Raw genomic sequence first — 23,655 nt, 5'->3', positions numbered from 1 at the left:
TAAACTAACTCATCCCTTTTTGGTTGGGTTAATTAGAAATTATTTTGACATACATCCCTCTGTTTGCTTTCTCGTATGCTGCACGTCCCATGTTTCTTACGCTTACGGATAACTCTGATGACGGTATCAATCCTCCATTCATATATATGGACGGATCAATCATGCGGACTTTATTTTTCCGATGTATGTCATAGTGCTGCCGATCTTCTTTGACTTTCACATTAAAATGAAGTCTTCGCATGAATTGCAGTACATCTTGATCCTCTGATAATTTTATCTTTTTGATTACATCCTCATCCGTACCAAGGAAATCATCAAGGTTAATAATGTTTTTTTCTAATGATCGCTTCAGTGCCTTAGCTAATATATCATAACCATAGATATTTAATGGATCCATAAAGAAGTCGATCACTTCTTTGTAATATGTTTTGACAAACCATTCGGCATTCTCTATGTTTTGTAGATACATTTTTCCTTCTACAACGACTAGATTATCTAAAAAACGATTAACCTCTTCCAACGTGATATTTCCATATGCATACATATCACGAAGCGTATAATCCACCCTATCGGCACAAAGCTCTGGTGCTGGCTGTTCCAACAATGTCCACTTTGTATCATCCAGCAATAGGTCTTCATAATGATAGCCATGTTTCATTAAAATGTTGGGAATTTCAGAATTTTCCACAACGGTGCTATATATTTTTTCATGATAGTCTTCTTCCTTATTTTCAAATACAAAATCAATGACATGCGAAAAGGCGGTGTGGGAGACGTCATGTAATAATCCTGCGATTTGCTCCTCTATCGATCCACCAAGTTTTCTAATTAACAACATAACACCTACGGAATGACTAAAACGCGTTTCATCCCATTCTTCCTTCACCAAGTAGCTTGCCCCACCTTGATGAATTCCTTTTAACCGTTGTACTGGCTTACTTAAAATCAATTCTTCTAATACACCGTCTACTTCAAATTCCCCATAAATTTCATCATAGATAATCATTCCCTATCTCCCTTAAACCGTTAGTTAGAATTCTAGAATAACCTTATAGTTTAATAGTACTAAAATAGTATGTTTCTCCAAAATAAAAAGGCGATTTTCTTACATCGCCTTGGTTACGTTTTAATATTAAATAGGGAAAAATTCTTTAATATATATCGTAATAAAAGGAGAGGAATTCAAGATGTCATATTCGCTTCCCGTATAAAATTTGCACAAGCCCACTCTCCTTCGCGCTTATATAGCTCACTTACACGCTCCCTGTCAGAAGGTGGTTCCTCAATCCAATTTAGCAGGGTATGAATGACAGATTCTTTATTTGGAAAGTGTTGGATTGCGACTTCCGCTTGCTCATGGAGTCTTGTCGTCCAAACTTGAGAACGTGCCATCACCATGGAATAGTATGTTCGAATAAGCTTACGAGCGAAGCCTTGTGTAAATGACTTAACTTCCTCATTGGAGGCTGTTTCTAGTCTATGTAATGCCCGGTTAAGCGCCTCGCAAATATCTCCATTGAATTGAATCGCTATCTCCGAGGTTAGTTTATATGGACCAAATTGTTCCCCTACATCCTTTCCATATACACAAACACAAATCTCCCTAAGAAATGCATTTTCGTAATAATTAGCTGGGTCTACAGTATAATCATAATCGGTAACGGCAATACCAACATCCCGAACGAGATCACGATACGTTTGGGACAGTTCTCCACTAAGTTTCTTTAAATCGTTTACTTCATCAGAATTCAATTTGCGAGTAAAAAGAGCAAGAAGATCTAAATCTGATTTAACACGAGTCGCTTCACCTCTAGCCACACTACCATAGACATAAACACTATGTAAGCATTGACCAAACCTTTTCCTAAGACACTCAACAGATTCCTGAATGCAAGCCATATAGTCATTATCTATTTTATCGATATGAACATCGCTTATAATAAATCCATTAGCATCTAAACCATAGCCCGTTCTTAAGCTCACCATTTACTCCTCCTTTCCCTTTTTCTAACTCTATGTGCGATGGGAGTCTTCCTATTCTGATTGTTTTTATTATACTTGAACTCTGTTACCTTTTTCTCCTTTCTTCCCTCATTTAGAGTTCAGAACACTTAACTCTACTTCCTTTTCCTACTTTCCTTGCTCATTTAGGATACAGAGACGCACTTTCCCGCTTTCCTTTATTAAGAAAAAAAGCGACCCACTTTGGTCACTATATCTAAGCCTATATTCACATTTTAATTTTATCTAAAAGCCCAATACTGTACTTTCAAACACTACTCCCCATCTAAGTCTCCGCTCTGGATTACAATGAAGGATAATTATCTGGAAGTGTTATCGCGAGAATAATATAAATAATCAAATTTGATGGTATAAAAATAAAAATTAATCTTACTGCTAATGAAGGAATACCAAAATGCTCAGCAATTCCTCCACATACTCCAGTTAAAGCCCTATCTGTTGATGACTTCGTAAGCTTCTTATTCACTATAGCTTCCTCCTCATCTTATATAAGGTCACATTCTATTATGTATTACGTTTTAAAGCTGGAAAACGTTTCACTTACACATACTATAATTGCCCGTATTATCCCTTAATATAAGCTCAAAAAAACTTAGGGAACCCGAGCTTTTAGGAGGTTAATACCTTGACCAATTCAATTTCGTCTCTTATAGGGATACCTTCGTTTCCTATTAGAGGAATCTCTGGTTTAAGCTTTCTCGCTTGTTCCACTGCATTCGGAAAAATTTTTGATAAGGTAAAGCCTCGCTTCTGATAAAACCTTAACGCTAGTAAATTATCATTTGTTGTAATGAGCTTTATCCGCTTACAGTTTTTCTCCATTGCAAGCTTTTCCACCTCTTGAACTAAAGCTGTCCCTATTCCTCTTCCTTCCTCGGTGCTATCTAATGAAATAATTTCACATTCGTGATCTTTTATAATGTACGTAATTAAACCAATCATCGTATCTGCTTCATTTAAAGCAGCAACACCATCTAATGTGCTGCAATCATAAACACCGCTGGAAATAACCATCTCCGGACTTCCCCAATGTTGCTGAAAAAAGTCTATTATTCTACTTTTAGGTAATTCTGCTACCGCATAATACTTCATACTAGGTCACCTCTGTAATCTCGTTTACATTCAGATAGAAACCAGTCGTTCTATTCTATTAATATACTTGCTTTTCAATCTTTCTCCATTGCACGTAATCAAACGCAATTTGAACCAATTACAATTCTTTACACTCCTTTAAGAGTGAAAAGTTACATAACTAACCAATACAATAAAGAACAGTAATGTTTCTAGATTAACTAAAATAGGGTTCGGTTTTACCTTGGAGAAAAAGGTAACGCGTTTGACTAAGGCTGTATCCAGCATTATAGCGAAAAAATAAAAAACGAATAAACTAAATAACAACAAAAGACTTGCCATTAACACTTGTCCGCTACTCCAAAAAGCGATGCCTAAAAATAGTGACCAAACACATCTGAAGATATTGGCTAATAATTCAAATGGGTTGGATAATGTAGCCATCATATATTGGCCCTGCTTCTCTGTAATCGATTTATCCTCGTTATGTTTTACTATATACGAAATATGGCCGGTTTGAAGGGTCATCGTGATCACAATCATCATGAGATAGACAAACCCAAATATACTGCCCACTTGTAGAGAATCTGATTGTAGTAATGTATTTAGTGCGAATGGTAAAGGTAGCCACATTGCATACATCAATGCCATTAATAAATGTATAAAAGCATACTCGTTCCCTTTTGCCAATTTCTGATAAGTAAATATGATAATTAAAAAAATTTAAATGCCTATCCATCCCATAATCACAGTAGAAATTATCATCTATAATCCCCATTTGTTATACTTTTTTCCACTTCATATAGACCGTACTATTTTATTCCCTCGATATCTGCTCAATGGCTGTTAATAGGGTCCTGCCATTCAGCATTGGCACTCACTCCAAGAATGTTTAAAGAGGAATTTAGTTTTACATACGTTATCTCGCCGCTAATATGCTACTCCCATAGATTAACATCCTTTTCCTCATCACTAGCACCCCTTTTGTTTACGCAGCGTTCTCCTACGTTCCCATTTAAAAGCAAATACTAAAGCAAGTAATTGACACGTTATTCCCAAGCACCCCCCAATTGTTGGTGAATAGTTGATCAATGGGTGTAGTGCATTTCCTAGACCTATAAACGAAGAAGCTAAAAGAATAAAGATAATCGTTAATTTCTGATTTCTATTAATAGTTCTCTCCTCCTTTTAATAAAATTTAAACACTTTAAATATACATAAAATACGCTATGACTAGTAAAACAGTTACCCCAAGAATGGACTGAATCCAGATTAATTTATTGCTTATCCCGGCCTTTGCTTCTAGATAAAAAATATAACTATTTACTAATGCATAGCCTATTGTCATTAGGCCAAAGCCTTGTGGATTTATCGATATATATTGTAATAATCCGATACCCATTAAAAGCATTCCGATTGTGCCAACAACCATATTAAGATATAGATGTTTTTTGTCCTGATTCATATAGCCTAACCCCTTTCCATTACATGAAGAAGTCTTAAAAATCAACGGTATTTTTCTTAATATGGAATTTATCATCCACGCTTTTTATGACAATATCGAAGTTTTTACTGTACGAATGCATGAACTCCTTGTATTGTATACGTCTTTGCTGATGGGATTGCAGTAAATAATCCATGTTTGCTCCTCTTTTTTCTATATCGCGTATGGATCGCCTTTTTAATTCTGTATCCCCATCGGTATAAAAATAAATGAGTAAATCAAATAGCTCCGGATTGGCAAACGCTACACTCATGCCTTCTACAATGGTTATCTTGTTATGTGAGGATAGTACCTCACTTTTTGCATAGAAGGTATCTATCGTACGTAAATCCATTCCTTCCTTTAGCATCCATATATCCCTTTCCAAGGAAGGGATATGATGTGCAGCAGGATGACAAGCAGTCATCTTAAATCGATGGGCTGTACCTTTATGTGTATAATCAATTAATGCATGTTTTCTTATTACTGAGCTTACGATGTATGGATCGGTGTTTAGATAAGTAACCTGGCAATCTAGCTTTTCCATTAATGCATGGGCAAAAGTCGTCTTCCCAGCAGCTCCATGACCAGAAATTCCTATAATCCGCTTCCCATCTGCCTGACGAATCCATCGTGTGATTTTTTGAATTAATGTATCCAACCTTCATTCTCCTTGCTAGTAATCTATGCTACCTAACTTCCTATGAACGACTTTACTCTATCCAACGTACAAAATATTCAAAATATTTAACTCCATCTTATCACAAATTTGTTGTATCGTTTACATTATTTAACATAGTCTTAAATAATTTGGACTCTGTTTCCTAAACAAAAAAGCATACCAATACGTATGTTAATTGGTATGCTAATCCAAAGTCATTCGTTCAATTCCTCATAAAACTGATTGAATTCCTCTTCCGTCACTGCACGAAACAGTAATGGATCCTCCCTCATCCAGAAGAATAACTCAAAGCGATCTGCACCATCATGGAATTGACCAGTTAGCTTGACAGACTCCCCATCCACGGTCGTATAAAGCTCCAAAATATGTCCATCGGTTATGCCGTTTATTTGATAGTTCGTTTCTATATCCTGACTAGCGTTATCGTCTGTATGCTCGATTATTAATAAACTGCCAGTCAGCTCCCCTTCTAGGAGTGCCTCGTCAAATTGAAGGAAAAACGACTCCTCTTCTCCTGTATAAAGAAAGCCATTATGCTGTCTAAGCTCCGTGAAAAAGCTCCGAATACGCTCTTGCTCTTCATATTCTGCGTTATCCTCTACTTCTTTCTGGGATGATTGAATCCACCAAATTACCAATACAGCTAAAACAAAGACTAACACCGCAATTCCCCATATTGCTTTATTCTTCATTTCGTTTCCCTCTCCTAATAAGCCTTATTCACAAGGCGATTTGCGAATATGTTCAGTATTCTGATGCCGGCTGGAAAGTTTTTTATACTATCTGCAATAAAGAATCCATTACGACTGCTTGGTTTAGCTTATTTTTGAATTGGAATTCTTATGATGAAAATCACTTACCCTACTGAATTATTTTTTATTAGAAAGATAGTTAATTGATATCAGAAACCGTAACAAACGCATAGCCCTCTGCCTCTAAGAAATCTAACACGAGTTCCACCGCTTCTACTGTGGTTGCATGAATATCATGCATTAAAATGATCGATCCATCCTGTACATTTTCCTTCACAATGCTTAGAACCTGATCGGGATCATGTGATTTCCAATCTAATGTATCGATGGTCCATAACGTAGATGGAATTCCGATTACATCAGTCACTTGGTCATTAATCGCCCCATATGGTGGTCGAAATGCAGTTGGTGAAACGCCTAGTACACTTAGAATTGCGTCATTGGTCTGCTGGAACTCCTCCCTAATCTCCTCATTGCTTAATGTTGTTAAATCCTTATGGCTCCATGTGTGATTTCCAATCTCATGTCCTTTCGCAGCCACTTCCTTGACGATGTCAGGATAGAAAACCGCTCTATTTCCAAGCATGAAAAAGGTAGCCTTTGCCTGATGTTCATCTAACAACTTCAAAATCTCCTGTGTATTACTTGGATGTGGTCCATCGTCAAATGTAAGAGCAACTCGCTTTTTTCCAGCCGGTACTTCCTGTTCTAATCCTTGCTCTTCGTTTGGTTTTGCTGGTTCAGAATCTTCTGCTGTCTGGTTTGGAACATCTAACCGTTCTTTCCACTCATCGGTCAGTAAATCTTGCATTTCTACTAATGGTATAGCAATTTCCGGAGTGCCCGCAGCACCTGCCGTAACCTCATACTTATCAAACTTAAAGACAATGGACTCATCCGTCAGGTATACATTAGAGAACGTATTATTTTCATCATCAATCCATTTTTGTAGTTCTTCTTCAAAAAAGAACGGACTGTATGCTTCATTAATTTTAAATGCATGCAGTAACTTCTGGTAAATTTCTTCTCTACTTTCTCCCGTATCCTTTATGATATTGCTTTGGTCGATAAATTGGTTGTTCTCTATATCCGTTATAAATATTTTAGATATTTGCATACTGTTTGCCCCACCAAAATAACTTTCCTTTGTAAATACAATGGAATACACGTTTTCCACCACTGGGTAAATGTCAAAGGATAAATAGAAGGAGGCATTATGACCTTGAGAAAGCTCCTCTGTATCCTCTACCTCTTGGAGAAATTCTTGCTTTGATTTGGATACATAATCATTCATTATCTTATTTAACTGCTTGTCTTCAAATTCGGGATAATGGATGGCAAGATGATATGCTTCCTCTTCTAACACTTCTGTTATGATATTAACGCCAGGATAGGCGGGTTGTTCCGTTTCAGTTTCCTTCGCGCCTTGCTTTTCTGATGTGTCTGAATCAGAATCATTACTGGAAAAGACGAAGAATAACACAATACCTACGATTAACATAATCGGTAATACGAAATAAACTAGTTTCTGTCTCATTTATTAGCACCTTCTAATTCTTGTTGTAAACTCTTCCTATTATACGCCTCATAGAATGGGTTCACAATACCACGATAACGAACCTTTTACAATCGCCCCGCCAGTTGCATGATTGGTTATGGTTAGTTCTCCACCGTGGAGCCTAATAATCCTCTGTGAGATGGTTAGTCCTAGTCCAGCCCCTCCACTCAAAGCATTCCTTGATTTTTCCCCACGAAATAGCGGGTCAAATGCATGCTTCAATTCCTCTTCAGTGAATCCCACTCCAGTATCACGTACAGTAAAGATTACTTGTTGATTTGCTTGTTCCAGATGGATGGTGATTTTGCCATGAGGAGGTGTGTGCCGAACTGCATTATCCAATATATTGGTTATTGCTCGTTCTAACAAATGCGCATCACCTGTAACTACGACACCTCCCCCTACCCCTGTCCTCATCATGGTGATATTCTTATCCTTTGCACTTGGAGTAAGCGTATCAATGGCATGTTCGACTACTTGCGCTAGGTTAACCTTGTCTTTCTTAAGTTCCATTTCACTGATTTCTGTCTTCGTATAAGTGAATAAATCCTCTACTAAACGGTCTAGCTGTGCGGACTTTTCTTTACATACGGCGAGATACTTTGCTCTTTTTTCTGGAGAATCTGCTATCCCATGTTCAAGTCCATCTAAATAACCACGTAGGGCAAATAATGGTGTTCGGAAGTCATGGGCTACTGCAGCAATGACAAAACGACGATTCTCATCTAATTCTGCCTGCTTACGAAATGATTTTTTCAAACCTTCCACCATAACATTAAATCCATCGCGCACATCTGCTATCTCTGTCACGATAGACTTTGGCAATTCAACATCTAAGTCTCCCTCTGCAATTTGTCTTGCACCTGAGCCCATCCCTTCTAGCGGTTTCAAAATAAATTTACGTAAGGCGAGCGCGCTTAGCAGTAACGCTATGACAAAGCCCAATACCGCGGCAATAGTTTGATTCATTCGTGTATTCGCATAGGAGACGTAAAACCTTCCGACAATCTGACCATCCTCCATAACCGTAACTTGTTCAGACTTCCTGGAGGAGCGGTCCTGGTAGGAGCTTGATTCAAAAATAACATCGTCTGATGCTGATTGGATAGATACATCGATCTTATTTTCCTTTAAATGTTGATTGAACTGATCCTGCCATACAGGACTCGTCCAATTCGCTTTATTTTCTTCTACTAGTTGAATCGTTTGCTCCAATTGATTCTTTTGTTCTTCTTTAATGTCGAAACGAAATGATTTTGTTTCCATTACATGCGCTGTAACAAAGAACACCCATGGCACTATTGTTAAGAACGTACAACTAAGTATAGTAAAGGTCCGAATCCGTATCGTTTTCATGTTATTCTCCTTTAAAGCGATAGCCGATGCCCCATTCATTCGTGATAAATTCTGGCTGATTAGGATCGGCTTCAATTTTTTCCCGAAGTCGACTAATATGGACCCGTACGGTGTGCTTATCGCCAATTCCTTCCCAAAACTTCTCTAATAATTGCTCATAGGAAAATACAAATTTTGGATGCTCTGCAAATAGTCGTAGCAGGTCATATTCCTTCGGCGTTAACGAGATTTTTTTCCCTTCAATCATGACTTCTCTTGTTGATAAATGAATGGTAAGTCGACCATAATCCAATACCTTCATATTCTTTTCCCCTTGACTAGATCTACGCAGCACCGCCTTTACTCTGGCAACAATTTCACCTGGAGAGGCAGTCTTTACAATATAGTCGTCGCCACCTAGGGATAAGCCGCGAATTTTATCTACGTCATCACCGCGAGCACTCAAAAACAGAATCGGAACATCACTTTCTTCACGAATTTGTCTGCATAATTCAAAACCATTTAGCCCAGGCATCATAACATCTAGAATGAGACAATCAATCGTTCCCTGTTTTAAAACTGCCAATGCTTGTGCTCCATTATTTGCCGTTTTCACATTAAATCCGTCCACCTCTAAGAAATCCCGCAACAGCTCCACAATATGATGGTCATCATCTACAACTAATACCGTATATGTTTCGTTCATTAAAATCCCGCCTTTTCTAAAAAAGCCCTACTACTAGTCTAAATTCAGTGTATCACGTTTCTCATTAGCGACAAGCTAGTTCCTCGTTTTGTGATAGTTTTGTGATACTTATGTAGCATTATTTGAGAAGCTTTAAGTTTATCATTCTCCTTGGAAAGACAACTTTAAATTAGGAGGAATACACATGCATGTTCAAATTGTTTTATTCGATGGATTTGATTTATTAGACGCAATAGCCCCGTATGAAGTCTTTACTTCTGCTGCCTTGTACACAGACAAGCCCATTTCGGTAGCCTTTGTTTCCGCTGAGGGGAAGCGTACCATCCCAAGCGGAGATAACCAAGTAGTACTTCAAGCAAGCGCTAAGCTTGATATTAATCAAAAAGGAATTATTGTCGTCCCTGGTGCTTCTGGAACACTTGATACTACCGGTACGGATTCGATACCGGCAAAATTACAACAAGCAACTGAGACCGATTTACCTAGACTTTTAGAGGGGGCGATGGAGAACCCTGATGTTGTGTTAGCGACCGTTTGTGGTGGTTCTCTCATCCTAGCAATGGCTGGTTTACTAGAAGGGCGTCACGCGGTTACCCATCATTTAGGAATGAAGCTTTTAGGAGCGACAGGTGCGATTCCAATACATGCGCGTGTCGTAGCCGATCAAAACCTTATTACAGCTGGCGGGGTTACTTCGGGATTGGACCTTGCTCTTTATTTAGTAGAAAGCGAGTTAGGTCCACGTATAGCACACGCCGTAGAGCAGTTGTTTGAGTATGAACGTAGAGGAACGATTTGGAAGGCCGAGGGAGATACTCCGATAGTACAACAACAAGGAGATCAATCGGAATTACCCAAAGAAACATCTTCTACACAATCAGGAGATGGAATAGATTTTCAAGGGCTATGGGATACAACGATATCCACACCTGTTGGTAAAATGAACGTCCTATTAGATTTAAAGATGGAGAATAATCGTATAGTTGGTACAGCCAAACAAGGTGAAGAAGTCGTAACACTTGATAACCCCGTATTAGACGGGGATTCCCTAACATGGACAATGAAAGTGACTAAACCAATACGGCTTACCTTAACATTTATCGTTACCGTAAAAGGGGATAAAATGCGTGGCATCGTCAAGGCCGGAATGCTTCCATCATCTAAATTAGTTGGAAAGCTTGTTTCCTAGAAGGGTGGACAGATGTATTCTATTCTCGTATTTACCCATATCCTTAACCATTATTCTTAGGGACTTTCTTCGCTCTTCCTTTTGTACTAACTAACGCGCGGTCTCAGACAAGGGAACGGAGAGGGGCCTATGTTACCAAATGATTACGGATGACTGGAAAAGAGGACGGAGAGAGCTTCTCTGTTACCTAAATAATCACGATTAACGGAATAAGGGCACTGATAGAGCTTCTCTGTTACCCAAATGATCACGATTAACGGAATAAGGGCACTGAGAGGATTCCTCTGTTACCTAAATAATCACGAAAAGCGGAATAAGGGCACTGATAGAGCTTCTCTGTTACCTAAATAATCACGATTAACGGAATAAGGGCACTGAGAGGATTCCTCTGTTACCTAAATAATCACGAAAAGCGGAATAAGGGCACTGATAGAGCTTCTCTGTTACCTAAATAATCACGATTAACGGAATAAGGGCACTGAGAGGATTCCTCTGTTACCTAAATAATCACGAAATGCGGAATAAGGGCACTGACAGAGTTCTCTGTTACCCTATTGATCACGGAGACCATTTTCATCATGACTAATCGCCATACATCTTTTTAAGTTTCGGAGGAGTTATTTATGAGGAAATTCATTCTTACTATTGTTTTCATCATTCCAATCATGTGGGTCTTCCATACGTTTTCAAAGAATTTCATGGTTGACCCTACGTTTGAGAAGTTCCTTGCTAGGAAGGATGACATTCTAACCAATGAATCACTGTGGCTGCTCATGATTCGTATGCATATTTTCCTGGCAATTATCTCCCTTCTTACTGGGCCTATTGGCGTGCTCAAGAAAATACGTCGTACATCCATTCAGGTTCACCGTTGGAATGGGCGGATATATGTCATATCGATTCTATTAAACTTCATACCAGGAATCTATGTCTCTTTCTTTGCTACTGGGGGATGGATTAGCACGGTTGGCTTTCTTATTTTGAATTCGCTATGGCTTTATACAACCGTGTTAGCCTATTGGAATATTAAAAGGAAAAAAGTTAGCTTACACAGTACATGGATGACTCGGAGCTTCTTTCTTACATTTGCCAATATGACTATTTATATAGTCGTACTCATTTTGCATACGATCATGAATATCCCGTATAGCCTTTCTTATACTATAGCAGTGTGGTCATGTTGGATTCTTAATTTACTTTTGGCAGAAATTTTTATTAGGAAGAGGATCTTTTTATAATGGATATAACAGTTCATCTGATCATGCGCCGGTAAAAAGATAAGAATTGACAACTTATTATATCACCTATATATTTTACTAAATGAAATAATTTAGGTGGGATAGCATGATAAACGATAATCTCCAAAACAGCGACCTTATTCACTATATTATAGAAGAAATAATCGATATCCAGAAGCAGTCCCAACAATTTGTCAATCGAATCACGTTGGGTGAACAGCTTACCCAATCCCAGTTAGTGTTATTGTTCCAGCTGAAGAAACAGGATGGAATGAAGGCTACGGATATTGCAGAATTTTTTCATGTTACACCAGGGGCAGTAACAGCAATGTGTGATAAGCTAGAGAAGCAATCCTATATTGAACGAACTAAGGACCCAATGGATCGCCGTATTGTAAAAATGGTCCTCACTCCCCAAGGCGAACAGAAGATAAGGGAATTATTTAAGAAATTCCCTGAAAAAGAAATAGAAAAAATAGCAACAACACTAGTACAAGTAAATAAATTAATGTCTACCATTACCTAAACATGCTCTTAAGTAAATCTTAAGGGTATTTTTTATTGACTTCTATATTTAATAAGTATATATTTTAATCATTAAAATATATACTTATTAAAACAATTTAGAAAAGGGGGATTTTCTTGGATAACAAAGCTTCTAACCGCTTCAAAAAGTTGACCAAAACAAGTGGTGTGATTAGAGAAAGGTTACTAGATTACGCCTTGATACGGATAAATGGGGCAGTTACATGTCAGCAGGAACTAGAGTCTGAGAGTTTATTTATTTTAGGTAGTGCAACATTTCAATCCCATACAACCGTCGGCAAACTAAATTCAAAAGGGGTCTCTACCTTTCAATCATTACACGCTGACGAGATTACCAATATCGGATCCCTCACGTTAACCGAAGGAACAGCTATGACGATCCAGAGTAGTGGGATACTATCAGTCAAGCAGGAGATTACCGCAGATCACTTTGTGGCTAAAGGTGTTGTTAAAGCAGCTATTGTCAAATCCAACTACATCTCCATAGCTTTAACTGGTAAAAGCAAAATTGAAACGCTTCAAGGGAAGCACATAGAAGTAGACTTAGAAAAGAGGGGATGGTTCATTCATAAAAAACAATTAATTTGTTCCGCTATTGTAGGCGAGGATGTAAAGCTTCATTCAACAATCGCCAATTCAATTAAAGGAAGGACAATTCAAATAGGACCTAATTGTCATATTAGACACATGAGCTACTCCGATTCTTATACCCTCCATCCAACATCAAAGGTTGAACAAATACATAAACAATAGTTTGCTGGTACTAGAGTCGACACCTCACATGCAAGTCTCCAGTTATGCCTTATTTTTTATAGCTATACTTTATTGCAAAATTTTTGTAAATTTTTATGCTTTTCCTATTATTCTATGGAATATATTATATAAAATAGAATTAAGGGATGGTGAAATGATGAAAAGAAAATTTACGAAGCAAGAAACGAGTTGGATGTATTATGATTGGGCAAGTAATGCTTTTTCCATGATTATTACTACCGCGATCTTCCCCATTTTTTATAAAGCACAAGCAACAGCAGCGGGGGTAGAGGCGGCAGATTCAACAGCATACTTGGGTTATACCATTGCGATTTTCACATTTATTTTAGCCATGATTGGCCCAGTATTAGGAACTATAGCAGATTATGAAGGTTATAAAAAGAGGTTTTTTGTTAGCTTTTTATTGTTAGGACTTATCTCTACCTTTTCGTTAATCTTCGTACCAGAGGGAGAATGGTTACTATTACTTATCCTCTTCACATTGGCTTCACTTGGATTAACAGGAGCAAATCTTTTTTATGATGCCTTCATAATTGACGTGACCGATAATAAACGGATGAATAAGGTATCGGCAAGGGGCTTTGGATACGGCTATATTGGTGGAGCTATTCCATTTTTAATTAGTATTGCCATTATCTTGTTAGCCCAAGAAGGGATTATTCCAATATCCAGTACAACGGCTAGTAAAATTGCATTTTTTATCGCCGTAATCTGGTGGGCGATATTTTCTATTCCAATGATTAAAAACGTTAAACAAATACATGGAATTAAGCGGGAACCAAACCCGATTCGTACAAGCTTCCGTCGTCTGAAGGAAACGGTTACATCCATTAGACAATATAAGCACTTAACGATATTTCTAATTGCTTACTTTTTCTACATAGATGGTGTCGGAACGATTATTTCCATGTCGACAGCATACGGAACTGATGTAGGATTGAGTGCAACGGTTCTATTAGTTGTCCTGTTTGTCACTCAAATCGTGGCAGCTCCTTTTGCCATTCTATATGGTAGATTAGCTGACCGATTTTCTGCAAAGCTTATGTTAAATATTGGTGTTTTCATCTATATCATCGTATGTATATACGGCTACTTCCTTGAAACAGCACTTGATTTCTGGATCCTGGCCATGCTTGTTGCTACATCACAAGGTGGCTTACAAGCATTAAGTAGATCGTACTATGCTAAGCTAATTCCGAAGCATAAATCTAATGAATTCTTCGGTTTCTATAATATCTTTGGTAAGTTCGCTTCTGTTACAGGTCCTGTTTTAATGGGGGTTACAACCCAAATGACAGGAAAATCGAATGCAGGTGTCTTGAGCCTAATCGTATTATTTATTATTGGAGCAATTGTGTTAGCCTTTGTTCCTTCTGATAAGAAATTATTAAATGAACAAAATGGTAACCTGAATGTTTCTTAAGTTGTAAACATAATGGGCAAAAAAATGAGGCTGGGACAAAACCCCAGTAAATTAATATAAGCATGGTCCTTACCAACGTTTTAACGGTAAGGACCATGCTTATTATTTTTTGCACGCAATTTTCTGATATTAAAGTAAACAAAAAGGACACCATCTGATAAAATTAAAGTACGACCAATAACTTTTTTCGGAGGTGTCCTTATGTCGTATTATAACATGAAACAAGTTGTATTACCTATGGATTTGGAAGTTAGATTAAAAGAAAATGACATTGCCTTTGCCATTAATGATTTAGTAGAAAGTATTCCAGAAAGTGCTCTTGAACCACTTAGAAAAGATACAGGTCGTCCGCCATATGCTTCGCGGATGATGTTGAAAATTATCCTTTGTGGTTATACGCAGTCTGCCTTTTCGGGCAGGAAGATTGAAGCCTTATTAGAAGATAGTGTACGAATGATGTGGTTATCTCAGGAGCATCAACCAAGTTACAGAACGATTAATCGCTTTCGTGTGCACCCATTAGCGAAAGGGTTATTACGTGAGTGCTTTGTACAGTTTCGATCTCAGTTGGTAAAGGAAGAAGTAATTGAAGAAGAGGCTATTTTTATTGATGGCACAAAGATTGAAGCCAATGCGAATAAATTCACATTTGTATGGCGAAAATCGGTTGAAAATTATAGTGAAAAACTAATTGAAAAGTCCAATCCAATGTACGATGAGTTAATTGAGAAGCGAATCATTCCTGAAATAGAACGGGACGATTTCGAAGAGCTTTCGGTTGAAGAAATGAAAGAAATTGTGGAAAAACTGAGTGAAAAAATTGAAGCATACGACAAGGAAATTGAAGCGAGTGACGTTGGTGTTGAGCGGAAACAGCTTCGTTCCGAGCGAAAAGCACCAAAACAATATCGTAAGCAATTTGAAGATTTTATTGAGCGTAAACAAAATTATCAAAAGGATATGGAGATTTTTGAAGACCGCCATAGTTACTCAAAAACAGATCATGATGCCACATTTATGCGGATGAAAGATGACTATATGGGAAACGGACAACTGAAGGCTGGATATAATATTCAAGTTGCGACGGAAGGCCAATATGCGCTCGCTTATGATGTGTTTCCAAATCCAACCGACACCCGTACGTTGATTCCCTTTTTGAATACGATTGAAGAACGCTTCTTTGAACTACCTAAATATATCGTGGCAGACGCAGGGTATGGTAGTGAACAAAACTATGAAGATATTATGAATAATAGAAATAGAACACCTCTTATTACATATAATCAGTATCGAAAGGAGAAGAAAAGAAAACACAAAAACAATGCTTTTCATGTAGACAATTGGGAATACAATGAAGAGGATGATGCATTCATTTGTCCGAATGGAAAGAAATTATTATTCAGCCATGTGTCCCATCGAACCGACAAATACGGATTTAAACGCGAATTTAAAGTCTATGAATGCGAAGATTGTTCCGGATGCCCTTTACGCTCCATGTGTACAAAGGCGAAAGAGGGAAACAATCGAAAAGTATATCTCAATGAAAAGTGGGAATCTCAAAAAGAATACGTCAGGGAGAAGCTTTCAGACGAGAAAACTGGTGAAATTTACGGTAAACGTAAAATCGATGTGGAGCCAGTCTTCGGATTTCTGAAGGCTAATTTGGGTTTCACTCGAATGTCTGTTAGAGGAAAAGAGAAAGTGATAAATGAATTAGGATTTGCGCTTATGGCGGTAAACTTGAGGAAGTATACCGCCAAAATGGGTAAATCTAGTTTAGGAAATGGAAATGATTTCAAAAAACTGGTTCCAAGCAATTTTCAATCGCTTAGAACCAGTTTTTTATTACTTTCTGGCTAGTTTTGTCCCAGCCTCGTTTTCTATATTATATCAACGGGCGCTTATGAAAGTTCAAGCTTACTAAAAAAAGCACATGATGATGCAATCATTTCTTCTATCTTAAATAATAGTTCCAATCCGTCAGCATGATTTTAAGATAGTTTGTAGCTGTTTTTCGTAATTCTCTTCCCTCTTATTTGATAAACCTGATTCAAAATAAGTGCTCCAATCATTTGAACCAACGTCTTTGCCATAATTTGTCCAGCGATGGCGCCCGGTATTGCTGCCCATGGTAAAATATTCGCACCAATTGGGCTTAATCCAATCACGATAAAGACAACCGAATCGAGGAACCCTCCTACTAGCCCACTATAGAACACACGCCATGGTATCGGTAGCTTCAGCCTCGTATATATCTCGGTGTCTGCGGTTTCTGCCACAATAAATGAAAGTGCAGATGCTGCTACAATCATTAAGGTATCCCCTAACAGATAGGAGACGATTCCAGATATAATTAATGCAGTAAATATAATCATGTATGTCTTCTTTCTACCGTGTCGCATTTGCACAAGGTCACGTAGAATGAAGGTTGCACCAATAAACAACGTTCCCATTGGTATTATAAACACGCCAAGTACTAGAGGCGCAAATTTTGCCGTTATCACATTAGCAACGACAATGGATAGTAAATATAAAAATATTCTCATGTCTTATTCCCCTTCTTATGATTACCGGTTATCGATTTTTTCTGGATTGAGATCGTGATTCATTAAACGATAATTCGCCATTTCTTCATATTTAGTACCTGGCTTGCCATAATTACACCATGGATCAATGGATATACCGCCACGAGGTGTGAATTTGCCCCACACTTCGATATAGCGTGGATCTAACAGCTCGATTAGATCGTTCATAATGATATTCACGCAATCCTCGTGGAAGTCGCCATGATTTCGAAAACTAAACAAATATAATTTCAATGACTTACTCTCTACAATCTTCTTATCTGGTATATAAGAAATATACATGGTCGCGAAATCTGGTTGGCCAGTAATTGGGCATAGACTAGTAAATTCCGGACAATTGAACTTTACGAAATAATCTCGGTTAGCATGCAGATTGTCTACAGACTCTAATACCTCCGGTGCATAATCAGAGGGATAATTCGTATTTTGATTCCCTAGTAAATGTAATTCGTCTAATCCTTCCTTATTGGTTCTTGGTGACATAAAAAAACCTCCTCGTAAAGTTTGTTACCACTTCACAAGAGAGGCCATAGCATTAATCTATTAAAAAAAGAAAAAACTATGCCCTTATGGACATAGCAATCCATAGTTTTTTATAGAGGGTTTAAGCTAGGAACCTCTCCCGTTCGGGTATGCAATTGATTTCTTTATTATACAACTCCTTGTGCACATGTCAATCTCTATTTTATTAGGCAACCATTTGCCTTATTCCTTTCCTTAAGGAGACGAAAAGAGGTTGGGACAAAACTATTTCTAACATAGGATAAACCGAACATGAAAGTTAGCGCATCAGACCCGCCCCGGAAATATACTACGCTTTCCGTGGGCGGCTGGTGAGCCTCCTCAGAGCTAACGCTCTTCCGGGGTCTCACCGATGCCTTTCCTCCCACAGGAGTCTCCGTATATTTCCGGTGCTAATGTGGTGATAGTTCGTTTTTTATTACCTTTGTTTTCGTTTTGTCCCAACCTCTATATGAACGTATCAAAAGGTAAAACAATTATAGCTCAAAAGTAGCTGTTTTTCCTTTGGATATATCTTTTGCTTCCTCACCCCGGATAGGGCCGAATTCTAATTCAATAGGTTTATCTTTCCAAATTTTTTCATACTGCTCTTTGTCTAATGTATATATTTGCAGATATTCACCAGAATCGCCAGTTTCAATCACATCACCATACCGATAATTAAGTAGCATCCCTTGATCGAGAATGTACTGACTTCCATCGTTTACAATTAGCTTTGAACTCATTGATGATAGATTAATAGGCTCTGAACCTTGATTATCAAGATCGAATTTAGCTGTCAGCAATACGATTCCATTATTAAAGTCAGTAAAGCGTGGTGCTTCTACTTCATTAGGTGTGAATTCAGTAATCTGATATCCCTCTAGTGTAACCGTTACATCTCCTAACTGTTCACTTTCTCCAATATCAGACTCTTCCTTCAGCATCTTCTTCTCACCCATATCGTCAGTAGTTACCTTATCCTTATAAAAGGCTTCATTGGCAGCTACCTTTTCAGCGCCTTCTTCATTTAAGCTAAGTTTAAATTTGCCTTCCTTTCCAATCGGATTACCGAAGTCTCCTTTTTCCGCTTCAGCAGCTGGAACGTCTATAGCCACAGTCCCTACATCTAATGCTTGCTGTAAATGGGACTTACCGAATGGATAAGCGTAATAACCAGTTACAGATTCACCAGCTTTTAAGGTGTAATCATTTGACGGTGATAATTTTTCTGGCAGCTGTTCTTCTTCTGGAAGCAGCTCTTTATAATTGTTATAAGCCTTATCCGCACCAGTAAATGACAGATAAAAAGTAGGCATATAATATACATCTTGATCCAGCTCATTCGTCACGGTATATTGTGCAATAATGACACCACCATCGGTCTCATCATTGAAAGGAATATCGAAATTAGTGTGGAAATCATTTAATTCAACCAGTGTATAGGCATCCAATGAAACCGTAACACCGTCCAATTCATGTACTTGTGATTCCTTATTTTCATAAAGTACATTCGCCGTTCCTTCTGTTTTATCCTCCATATAAGTAATTAATTCTGCAAAATCACCAGTAGCCGCTCGATTCGTTTCTTCTGATTCCGCTTCTTCCTCTGGTTCATCTTCTTGAACTTCCTCGTCGTCAACCTCTTCATTATCTTCCTTTGAAACATCTTCATTATCATTAGCTGTCTCTTTCTCGCCACTTCCACATCCACTTAAAATAAATAATGCTAGCATCATAGTGACAAGAACCATCCATATTCTACCCAATATTTTCCAACCTCCAAGATTTCAAACTGGTAACAGTGTAACATATTAGGCTTTTTAGTAATATGAGGAGAAAGGATTAATTTATATGGAAGAATACTACAATACTAAGTCTCAAGTCACATTACTTTAGAACGAACCTTCGCAGAGCAAGGAATATTTAATTGAACCTAATGAATAGCCTATAGATCCCTACCATATAAGATCTTTCTAGGATTTATAACAATTAATAGTAATGCGACTATAACATAACAAGGCATTATATATAGTAAAACGTCTAATACCTCCCCCGGAATGACCACAAGAGAGAAATTAAACAATTGATGAATGACAATAGGGATTACAAGGTTCTTATTCAGATTGAAGAATAACGTCATCATAATGGAAATAGATACAATCCCAATCATAAAAAGCACTATGTACTTGATTAAATTCATCCCAGTATAACCTGAGGCAAACCATAGTGGGGTATGCCAAAATCCCCACAAAAACCCTATTATGATGGCAGATAATAATGGAGAGTACTTTTTTTGTAATTCACTTAAAGCATATCCTCTCCAACCTAACTCCTCACCTAAAGGTCCCCGTACTAAACTGTCGATAAAAGCAATGAGCAATAGTCCGAAGCTCGTAAAGGAAAACGCTAGTGTACCCTGTATATTGGATAGTACTATAATAGCTACAAAGAGGATTAAAACTTGTATACTTACTACATTAATCAATACAGAAGGCCTTATTCTTTCAGCAAATTGTTTTTTTATAAACGCTATTAAACTTACTTCTTGTTGAATTCTCTTAAACAATATCATAAAAGCAAAGGTTGAAGACCATGCAGCGATAACTTGTAGAAGGTTGGTTATACTATTAGGAACCCCCAATAGCATACTTATGCCAATAACGATAAAAATCACAAAAAATATAACATAGCTTAAGATAATAAAACGTATCAATGGTCTCTTGACTGGTTTTTTCTTTTTCATAAAGCCACTCCTTTAAAACAATTCATTAATAATGGAGTCATCCATTACTAATCATCATTTTAAACCTGTGGGTTACCCCCAGCTCAAGACCATTTACGATTTATTTTAAAGGGGTGTACACTTCTAAAAACACACGCTCTAGACCATCTACATATGTAGTCAATAATATATTGATATACGTTACACCAGCTAATTCATACCCATTTTCACGTGCTATCTTTAAAAGCCTTTCTCCTACTTCTTGGTCCATACTTTCCCCACCATCCACCGCTCTGCCGTTTTCGATTACCATATACATACATTGCGGATGATAAAGGATACCACCGTTATCATTATGTTCTGGATCTCCCATCTCTCTAACAATAACAAAGTGATCTTCTTTCATTCCCTTTTGATCAAAATAGATAACACGTCTTGCACTCTTTAACGTAACAGCTTTCTCCTCTGTATTAATTTTTAACATTTCATATTCATTGTAAGCTTTATAATCCGTTATGTTGCCCACTACTTCTAATGGTCCCATCTCTTTAATCGTATACTTTCCTAAATGATTGTTAATTTTATTACAAGCTTCTTTCACCGATCTAATCTTTTTTAAAAGAAGACTCTTATATTCAAGTTCCTCAACTATTTGTTCTTCCTTCTCCTCTAATATACTTTCTAAATCGACTACACTCATATTCTGCCGTATCTCTTGGATTTTCTTAATCTCGATATCAATTTCTCTATAAAAATTGGTTGTAATAACGTCCTGAATATCATATTCATTATATTTTCTATACCCATTATGAGCATCATGCTCCGGTTTAACCAAACCTTTTTCCTCATAATACTTTAATGTATCCCTAGAAACTCCCAAAAATTTAGCAACTTGACCAATGGTATACATAATTCACCCCCTGTAAATCGGCTGTAAGAATAGACTTACCTTTATCACAGAAACATTTTTATTAAAAAATAGACCTCTACACTTATTATAAATAATGTCTTGGTCATTCACCATTATTCCCTGAGTAGTCCCGCTTTCAGGATGTTCGCAAACTTGATATTTATACGCCTATTAAAGTTACCCATTGGTTAGGAGAGTTCATTTTTCATGTTGCTCCTTTTTGGCAGACTGGTTGATTAACCAAATCTTGCTGTAATAGGTTGATTAGTTATGGAATACAAAAATTAGCCCCCTTACGCTATTTTGTAAAGGGACTTCATGTCTAGCTATGCTTCAACCACTCATACTTTTCTGCTCATTAAGTTCCATTTCTCCATTCGATTTCTCCGACCTTATTAATATCCCGATTCCAATAAGTAAAAGGATCATCCCTACCCACGAGATAAGGCTTAACGTCTCCCCTACGATAAAGACGCCTAATAATGCAGCTGTTAGCGGCTCGGCCAACGATAGGGTAACAGCGGTAGAGGAGGATACATGGGTAAGCCCTTTGGCAAATAATAAATAGGCTATTCCTGTTGCCACGATGCCCAGATGAAGACTGACTACAACACCGCGAGAACTTGCTAGCCAGGACATATCAAACACAAACAAAAATGGCGATAACAAAATCCCACTAAGGGTAAATACAATTGCCACTACAGATATAGAAGAGTATTTTGCTACTAGCTCCCTACTTACTAGCGTATATCCTGCAAATGATAACCCCGCACCCAATGCCAAGAATAATCCCACCGGGTCCACTTGAACAGCGTCTTTATTCATAAATAACAAAAGACAGCCGAAGATAGAGAGCAATGTAGAACACCACCAAATCATAGGTGGACGTTTTCTACGATAAACCCATTCTAAAAATCCAGATAAAATAGGGGCACTCCCAATCGCTACTACAGTCCCTATAGCCACCCCAGTTAATGTAACAGCTGAGAAAAATAAAGGTTGATACAAGGCCATACATAAAGCCGCTATTAGTGTCGGCTTAATTGGCCAGTTCCTGACATTCCATTTACCAGTTAGGAGAACTATTAGTAATAAAAATACCCCTCCTACCGCTAAACGAGTAGCCCCAATCGCTATCGGATGGGCGGAATCTGGGGCAAGCGCTTGTGATGTTCCTGTTGTCCCCCACAGAATCGCAGCCAATAATATCAAAAAAGGAGGTAACTTCCCTGTCATTTTGCTCACCTCAACAAAAAAAGAATAGTAAACTTATCATAGAAAAATTCTTAAGAATTTTCTTTACCAAGTTTACTATCCTTTTTATCCAATTTGAAGCTTTCTATATTGTTGTGGAGCGATTCCCTCACAGCCTACAAACCATCTCGTAAATGAGGACGAATTCTCATAGCCTAATTCCTCACTAATCCTCGACATCGACCAATCCGTTCCAAGCAGGAGATGCTTTGCCTCCTTCAGGCGAAGCTCGGAAATATATGCTTTCGGACTTTTCCCAGTCTTTTTCTTAAACCAAGCTGAATAATAGACCGGATGATAGTGTTCAATAGCTGCTAATGCTTCTAGCTTAATAGGCTCCTTATAATGTTTATGAATATAATCAATGGATGGTGAATGGGAGATTTGCAGCTTATTCGTTACATATCTAGTCAAATCTACTAAGGAAGATAAGTTATCCTCATTCCTTGCCTCTTCCAATAGCAAATAACGAATAGAACTCCATTGTTTATCTAACGGTATGTACATGCTGTCCGTATCTCCCGGCAAATAGTGAATTGGGATATCTAATATTAGAAATTCATTCCTATCGACCGATCGGTAATGATGGTGACAATTTGGAGGAAGGTAAAAGCAATAATCGGATGTAAGGTTTACCGCTTGCCATTTTGTTTGTATGTCTAAGGTACCCTGTAAAGGGAAAAGAAATTGGCCAAAATCATGTTGATGTGAATGGAATTCCTTCGAATACGTTCTTCTCTCGCATATGACTTGATTGAGACGTTGCATCATGTACTCCCCCATAACCTTAGCTTATTATAATATAGTATAAAATCTTATAAGGTGTACCATAAAGGGAGAATTCCGTTTTTTTAGTAGATGATGTATGGCGCTAGTGTAACCGTGCTTTTCCCTTCCTTCA

The 23,655-nt window shown here is 37.7% G+C and carries 24 protein-coding genes; 6 read left to right on the top strand and 18 right to left on the bottom strand.

The features are described 5' to 3' along the window. Positions 1–28: 28 nt before the first annotated feature. The 11 genes from MKY78_RS10895 to MKY78_RS10845 all read right to left on the bottom strand — a co-directional run bounded on the left by MKY78_RS10895 (position 29) and on the right by MKY78_RS10845 (position 9,609). Complete coding sequence (locus MKY78_RS10895; RefSeq protein ID WP_339212532.1) at positions 29–1,006, bottom strand: HD domain-containing protein; 978 nt, start codon at positions 1,004–1,006, stop codon at positions 29–31. Positions 1,007–1,182: 176 nt separating this feature from the next. Continuing rightward, positions 1,183–1,986, bottom strand: a complete 804-nt coding sequence (locus MKY78_RS10890; RefSeq protein WP_339212528.1) for a nucleotidyltransferase domain-containing protein — start codon at positions 1,984–1,986, stop codon at positions 1,183–1,185. Between the two features lie 319 nt (positions 1,987–2,305). Next, positions 2,306–2,488: a PspC domain-containing protein gene (locus MKY78_RS10885; protein ID WP_339212526.1), complete on the bottom strand. Its 183-nt coding sequence runs from the start codon at positions 2,486–2,488 to the stop codon at positions 2,306–2,308. A 143-nt stretch (positions 2,489–2,631) separates the two neighbouring features. Continuing rightward, positions 2,632–3,114: a GNAT family N-acetyltransferase gene (locus MKY78_RS10880; RefSeq protein ID WP_339212523.1), complete on the bottom strand. Its 483-nt coding sequence runs from the start codon at positions 3,112–3,114 to the stop codon at positions 2,632–2,634. Between the two features lie 138 nt (positions 3,115–3,252). Further along, positions 3,253–3,744 (bottom strand): hypothetical protein, encoded by a 492-nt coding sequence (locus tag MKY78_RS10875; protein ID WP_246521258.1) that lies wholly within the window; start codon positions 3,742–3,744, stop codon positions 3,253–3,255. A 556-nt stretch (positions 3,745–4,300) separates the two neighbouring features. After that, on the bottom strand, positions 4,301–4,558 hold the full coding sequence (locus tag MKY78_RS10870) for a hypothetical protein (RefSeq protein WP_339212518.1): 258 nt from the start codon (positions 4,556–4,558) through the stop codon (positions 4,301–4,303). Between the two features lie 34 nt (positions 4,559–4,592). Continuing rightward, positions 4,593–5,237 (bottom strand): phosphoribulokinase, encoded by a 645-nt coding sequence (locus tag MKY78_RS10865; RefSeq protein WP_339212515.1) that lies wholly within the window; start codon positions 5,235–5,237, stop codon positions 4,593–4,595. A gap of 215 nt (positions 5,238–5,452) precedes the next feature. Beyond that, on the bottom strand, positions 5,453–5,950 hold the full coding sequence (locus tag MKY78_RS10860) for a hypothetical protein (protein ID WP_211740929.1): 498 nt from the start codon (positions 5,948–5,950) through the stop codon (positions 5,453–5,455). Between the two features lie 199 nt (positions 5,951–6,149). After that, positions 6,150–7,547, bottom strand: coding sequence for a polysaccharide deacetylase family protein (locus MKY78_RS10855; RefSeq protein ID WP_339212510.1), 1,398 nt, complete (start codon positions 7,545–7,547; stop codon positions 6,150–6,152). 48 nt (positions 7,548–7,595) lie between these two features. Continuing rightward, positions 7,596–8,924 carry a HAMP domain-containing sensor histidine kinase gene (locus tag MKY78_RS10850; RefSeq protein ID WP_339212508.1) on the bottom strand — a complete coding sequence of 443 codons (1,329 nt, stop codon included), beginning with the start codon at positions 8,922–8,924 and terminating at the stop codon, positions 7,596–7,598. 1 nt (position 8,925) lies between these two features. Further along, positions 8,926–9,609, bottom strand: coding sequence for a response regulator transcription factor (locus MKY78_RS10845; protein WP_186868007.1), 684 nt, complete (start codon positions 9,607–9,609; stop codon positions 8,926–8,928). A 184-nt stretch (positions 9,610–9,793) separates the two neighbouring features. Here MKY78_RS10845 and MKY78_RS10840 point away from each other — a divergent pair, with 184 nt between their 5' ends. The 6 genes from MKY78_RS10840 to MKY78_RS10815 all read left to right on the top strand — a co-directional run bounded on the left by MKY78_RS10840 (position 9,794) and on the right by MKY78_RS10815 (position 16,639). After that, complete coding sequence (locus MKY78_RS10840) at positions 9,794–10,798, top strand: DJ-1/PfpI family protein (protein WP_339212503.1); 1,005 nt, start codon at positions 9,794–9,796, stop codon at positions 10,796–10,798. Positions 10,799–11,421: 623 nt separating this feature from the next. Continuing rightward, positions 11,422–12,036 (top strand): DUF2306 domain-containing protein, encoded by a 615-nt coding sequence (locus MKY78_RS10835; RefSeq protein ID WP_186868006.1) that lies wholly within the window; start codon positions 11,422–11,424, stop codon positions 12,034–12,036. Between the two features lie 106 nt (positions 12,037–12,142). Next, positions 12,143–12,562, top strand: coding sequence for a MarR family transcriptional regulator (locus tag MKY78_RS10830; protein ID WP_186868005.1), 420 nt, complete (start codon positions 12,143–12,145; stop codon positions 12,560–12,562). A 116-nt stretch (positions 12,563–12,678) separates the two neighbouring features. Next, positions 12,679–13,335, top strand: coding sequence for a hypothetical protein (locus tag MKY78_RS10825; protein WP_339212497.1), 657 nt, complete (start codon positions 12,679–12,681; stop codon positions 13,333–13,335). Between the two features lie 154 nt (positions 13,336–13,489). Further along, positions 13,490–14,779 (top strand): MFS transporter, encoded by a 1,290-nt coding sequence (locus MKY78_RS10820; RefSeq protein ID WP_339212495.1) that lies wholly within the window; start codon positions 13,490–13,492, stop codon positions 14,777–14,779. 201 nt (positions 14,780–14,980) lie between these two features. Beyond that, positions 14,981–16,639 carry an IS1182 family transposase gene (locus MKY78_RS10815; protein WP_339212493.1) on the top strand — a complete coding sequence of 553 codons (1,659 nt, stop codon included), beginning with the start codon at positions 14,981–14,983 and terminating at the stop codon, positions 16,637–16,639. Positions 16,640–16,770: 131 nt separating this feature from the next. Here MKY78_RS10815 and MKY78_RS10810 read toward each other — a convergent pair whose 3' ends face one another. The 7 genes from MKY78_RS10810 to MKY78_RS10780 all read right to left on the bottom strand — a co-directional run bounded on the left by MKY78_RS10810 (position 16,771) and on the right by MKY78_RS10780 (position 23,525). Beyond that, complete coding sequence (locus MKY78_RS10810; protein ID WP_339212490.1) at positions 16,771–17,325, bottom strand: VUT family protein; 555 nt, start codon at positions 17,323–17,325, stop codon at positions 16,771–16,773. A 21-nt stretch (positions 17,326–17,346) separates the two neighbouring features. Further along, positions 17,347–17,847: a preQ(1) synthase gene (gene queF, locus MKY78_RS10805; RefSeq protein WP_339212488.1), complete on the bottom strand. Its 501-nt coding sequence runs from the start codon at positions 17,845–17,847 to the stop codon at positions 17,347–17,349. A 515-nt stretch (positions 17,848–18,362) separates the two neighbouring features. Beyond that, positions 18,363–19,634: a DUF5068 domain-containing protein gene (locus tag MKY78_RS10800; RefSeq protein ID WP_339212485.1), complete on the bottom strand. Its 1,272-nt coding sequence runs from the start codon at positions 19,632–19,634 to the stop codon at positions 18,363–18,365. Between the two features lie 179 nt (positions 19,635–19,813). After that, positions 19,814–20,611, bottom strand: a complete 798-nt coding sequence (locus tag MKY78_RS10795; protein WP_339212482.1) for a type II CAAX endopeptidase family protein — start codon at positions 20,609–20,611, stop codon at positions 19,814–19,816. Positions 20,612–20,711: 100 nt separating this feature from the next. Next, positions 20,712–21,500 carry a MerR family transcriptional regulator gene (locus tag MKY78_RS10790; RefSeq protein ID WP_339212480.1) on the bottom strand — a complete coding sequence of 263 codons (789 nt, stop codon included), beginning with the start codon at positions 21,498–21,500 and terminating at the stop codon, positions 20,712–20,714. Between the two features lie 333 nt (positions 21,501–21,833). Then, positions 21,834–22,736: an EamA family transporter gene (locus MKY78_RS10785; RefSeq protein ID WP_339212477.1), complete on the bottom strand. Its 903-nt coding sequence runs from the start codon at positions 22,734–22,736 to the stop codon at positions 21,834–21,836. A gap of 84 nt (positions 22,737–22,820) precedes the next feature. Then, the gene (locus MKY78_RS10780; protein WP_339212476.1) at positions 22,821–23,525 is read right to left on the bottom strand and encodes an AraC family transcriptional regulator; all 705 of its coding nucleotides are present in this window, start codon (positions 23,523–23,525) and stop codon (positions 22,821–22,823) included. Positions 23,526–23,655: the final 130 nt, after the last annotated feature.

The organism is Ornithinibacillus sp. FSL M8-0202, assembly GCF_037975285.1.
In the GTDB taxonomy this organism is placed as follows: domain Bacteria; phylum Bacillota; class Bacilli; order Bacillales; family Amphibacillaceae; genus Ornithinibacillus; species Ornithinibacillus massiliensis.
This window is presented reverse-complemented; position numbering and strand designations above follow the sequence as displayed.

Excerpts from the sequence above, each read along its gene's own strand:
- MKY78_RS10850 (WP_339212508.1), bottom strand. The coding sequence starts at position 8,924 with ATGAAAACGATACGGATTCGGACCTTTACTATACTTAGTTGTACGTTC.
- MKY78_RS10890 (WP_339212528.1), bottom strand. The coding sequence starts at position 1,986 with ATGGTGAGCTTAAGAACGGGCTATGGTTTAGATGCTAATGGATTTATT.
- MKY78_RS10880 (WP_339212523.1), bottom strand. The coding sequence starts at position 3,114 with ATGAAGTATTATGCGGTAGCAGAATTACCTAAAAGTAGAATAATAGAC.
- MKY78_RS10840 (WP_339212503.1), top strand. The coding sequence starts at position 9,794 with ATGCATGTTCAAATTGTTTTATTCGATGGATTTGATTTATTAGACGCA.
- MKY78_RS10820 (WP_339212495.1), top strand. The coding sequence starts at position 13,490 with ATGATGAAAAGAAAATTTACGAAGCAAGAAACGAGTTGGATGTATTAT.
- MKY78_RS10815 (WP_339212493.1), top strand. The coding sequence starts at position 14,981 with ATGTCGTATTATAACATGAAACAAGTTGTATTACCTATGGATTTGGAA.
- MKY78_RS10855 (WP_339212510.1), bottom strand. The coding sequence starts at position 7,547 with ATGAGACAGAAACTAGTTTATTTCGTATTACCGATTATGTTAATCGTA.
- MKY78_RS10795 (WP_339212482.1), bottom strand. The coding sequence starts at position 20,611 with ATGAAAAAGAAAAAACCAGTCAAGAGACCATTGATACGTTTTATTATC.
- MKY78_RS10780 (WP_339212476.1), bottom strand. The coding sequence starts at position 23,525 with ATGATGCAACGTCTCAATCAAGTCATATGCGAGAGAAGAACGTATTCG.
- MKY78_RS10835 (WP_186868006.1), top strand. The coding sequence starts at position 11,422 with ATGAGGAAATTCATTCTTACTATTGTTTTCATCATTCCAATCATGTGG.
- MKY78_RS10790 (WP_339212480.1), bottom strand. The coding sequence starts at position 21,500 with ATGTATACCATTGGTCAAGTTGCTAAATTTTTGGGAGTTTCTAGGGAT.
- MKY78_RS10895 (WP_339212532.1), bottom strand. The coding sequence starts at position 1,006 with ATGATTATCTATGATGAAATTTATGGGGAATTTGAAGTAGACGGTGTA.
- MKY78_RS10810 (WP_339212490.1), bottom strand. The coding sequence starts at position 17,325 with ATGAGAATATTTTTATATTTACTATCCATTGTCGTTGCTAATGTGATA.
- MKY78_RS10870 (WP_339212518.1), bottom strand. The coding sequence starts at position 4,558 with ATGAATCAGGACAAAAAACATCTATATCTTAATATGGTTGTTGGCACA.
- MKY78_RS10875 (WP_246521258.1), bottom strand. The coding sequence starts at position 3,744 with ATGGCATTGATGTATGCAATGTGGCTACCTTTACCATTCGCACTAAAT.
- queF (WP_339212488.1), bottom strand. The coding sequence starts at position 17,847 with ATGTCACCAAGAACCAATAAGGAAGGATTAGACGAATTACATTTACTA.
- MKY78_RS10860 (WP_211740929.1), bottom strand. The coding sequence starts at position 5,950 with ATGAAGAATAAAGCAATATGGGGAATTGCGGTGTTAGTCTTTGTTTTA.
- MKY78_RS10785 (WP_339212477.1), bottom strand. The coding sequence starts at position 22,736 with ATGACAGGGAAGTTACCTCCTTTTTTGATATTATTGGCTGCGATTCTG.
- MKY78_RS10830 (WP_186868005.1), top strand. The coding sequence starts at position 12,143 with ATGATAAACGATAATCTCCAAAACAGCGACCTTATTCACTATATTATA.
- MKY78_RS10845 (WP_186868007.1), bottom strand. The coding sequence starts at position 9,609 with ATGAACGAAACATATACGGTATTAGTTGTAGATGATGACCATCATATT.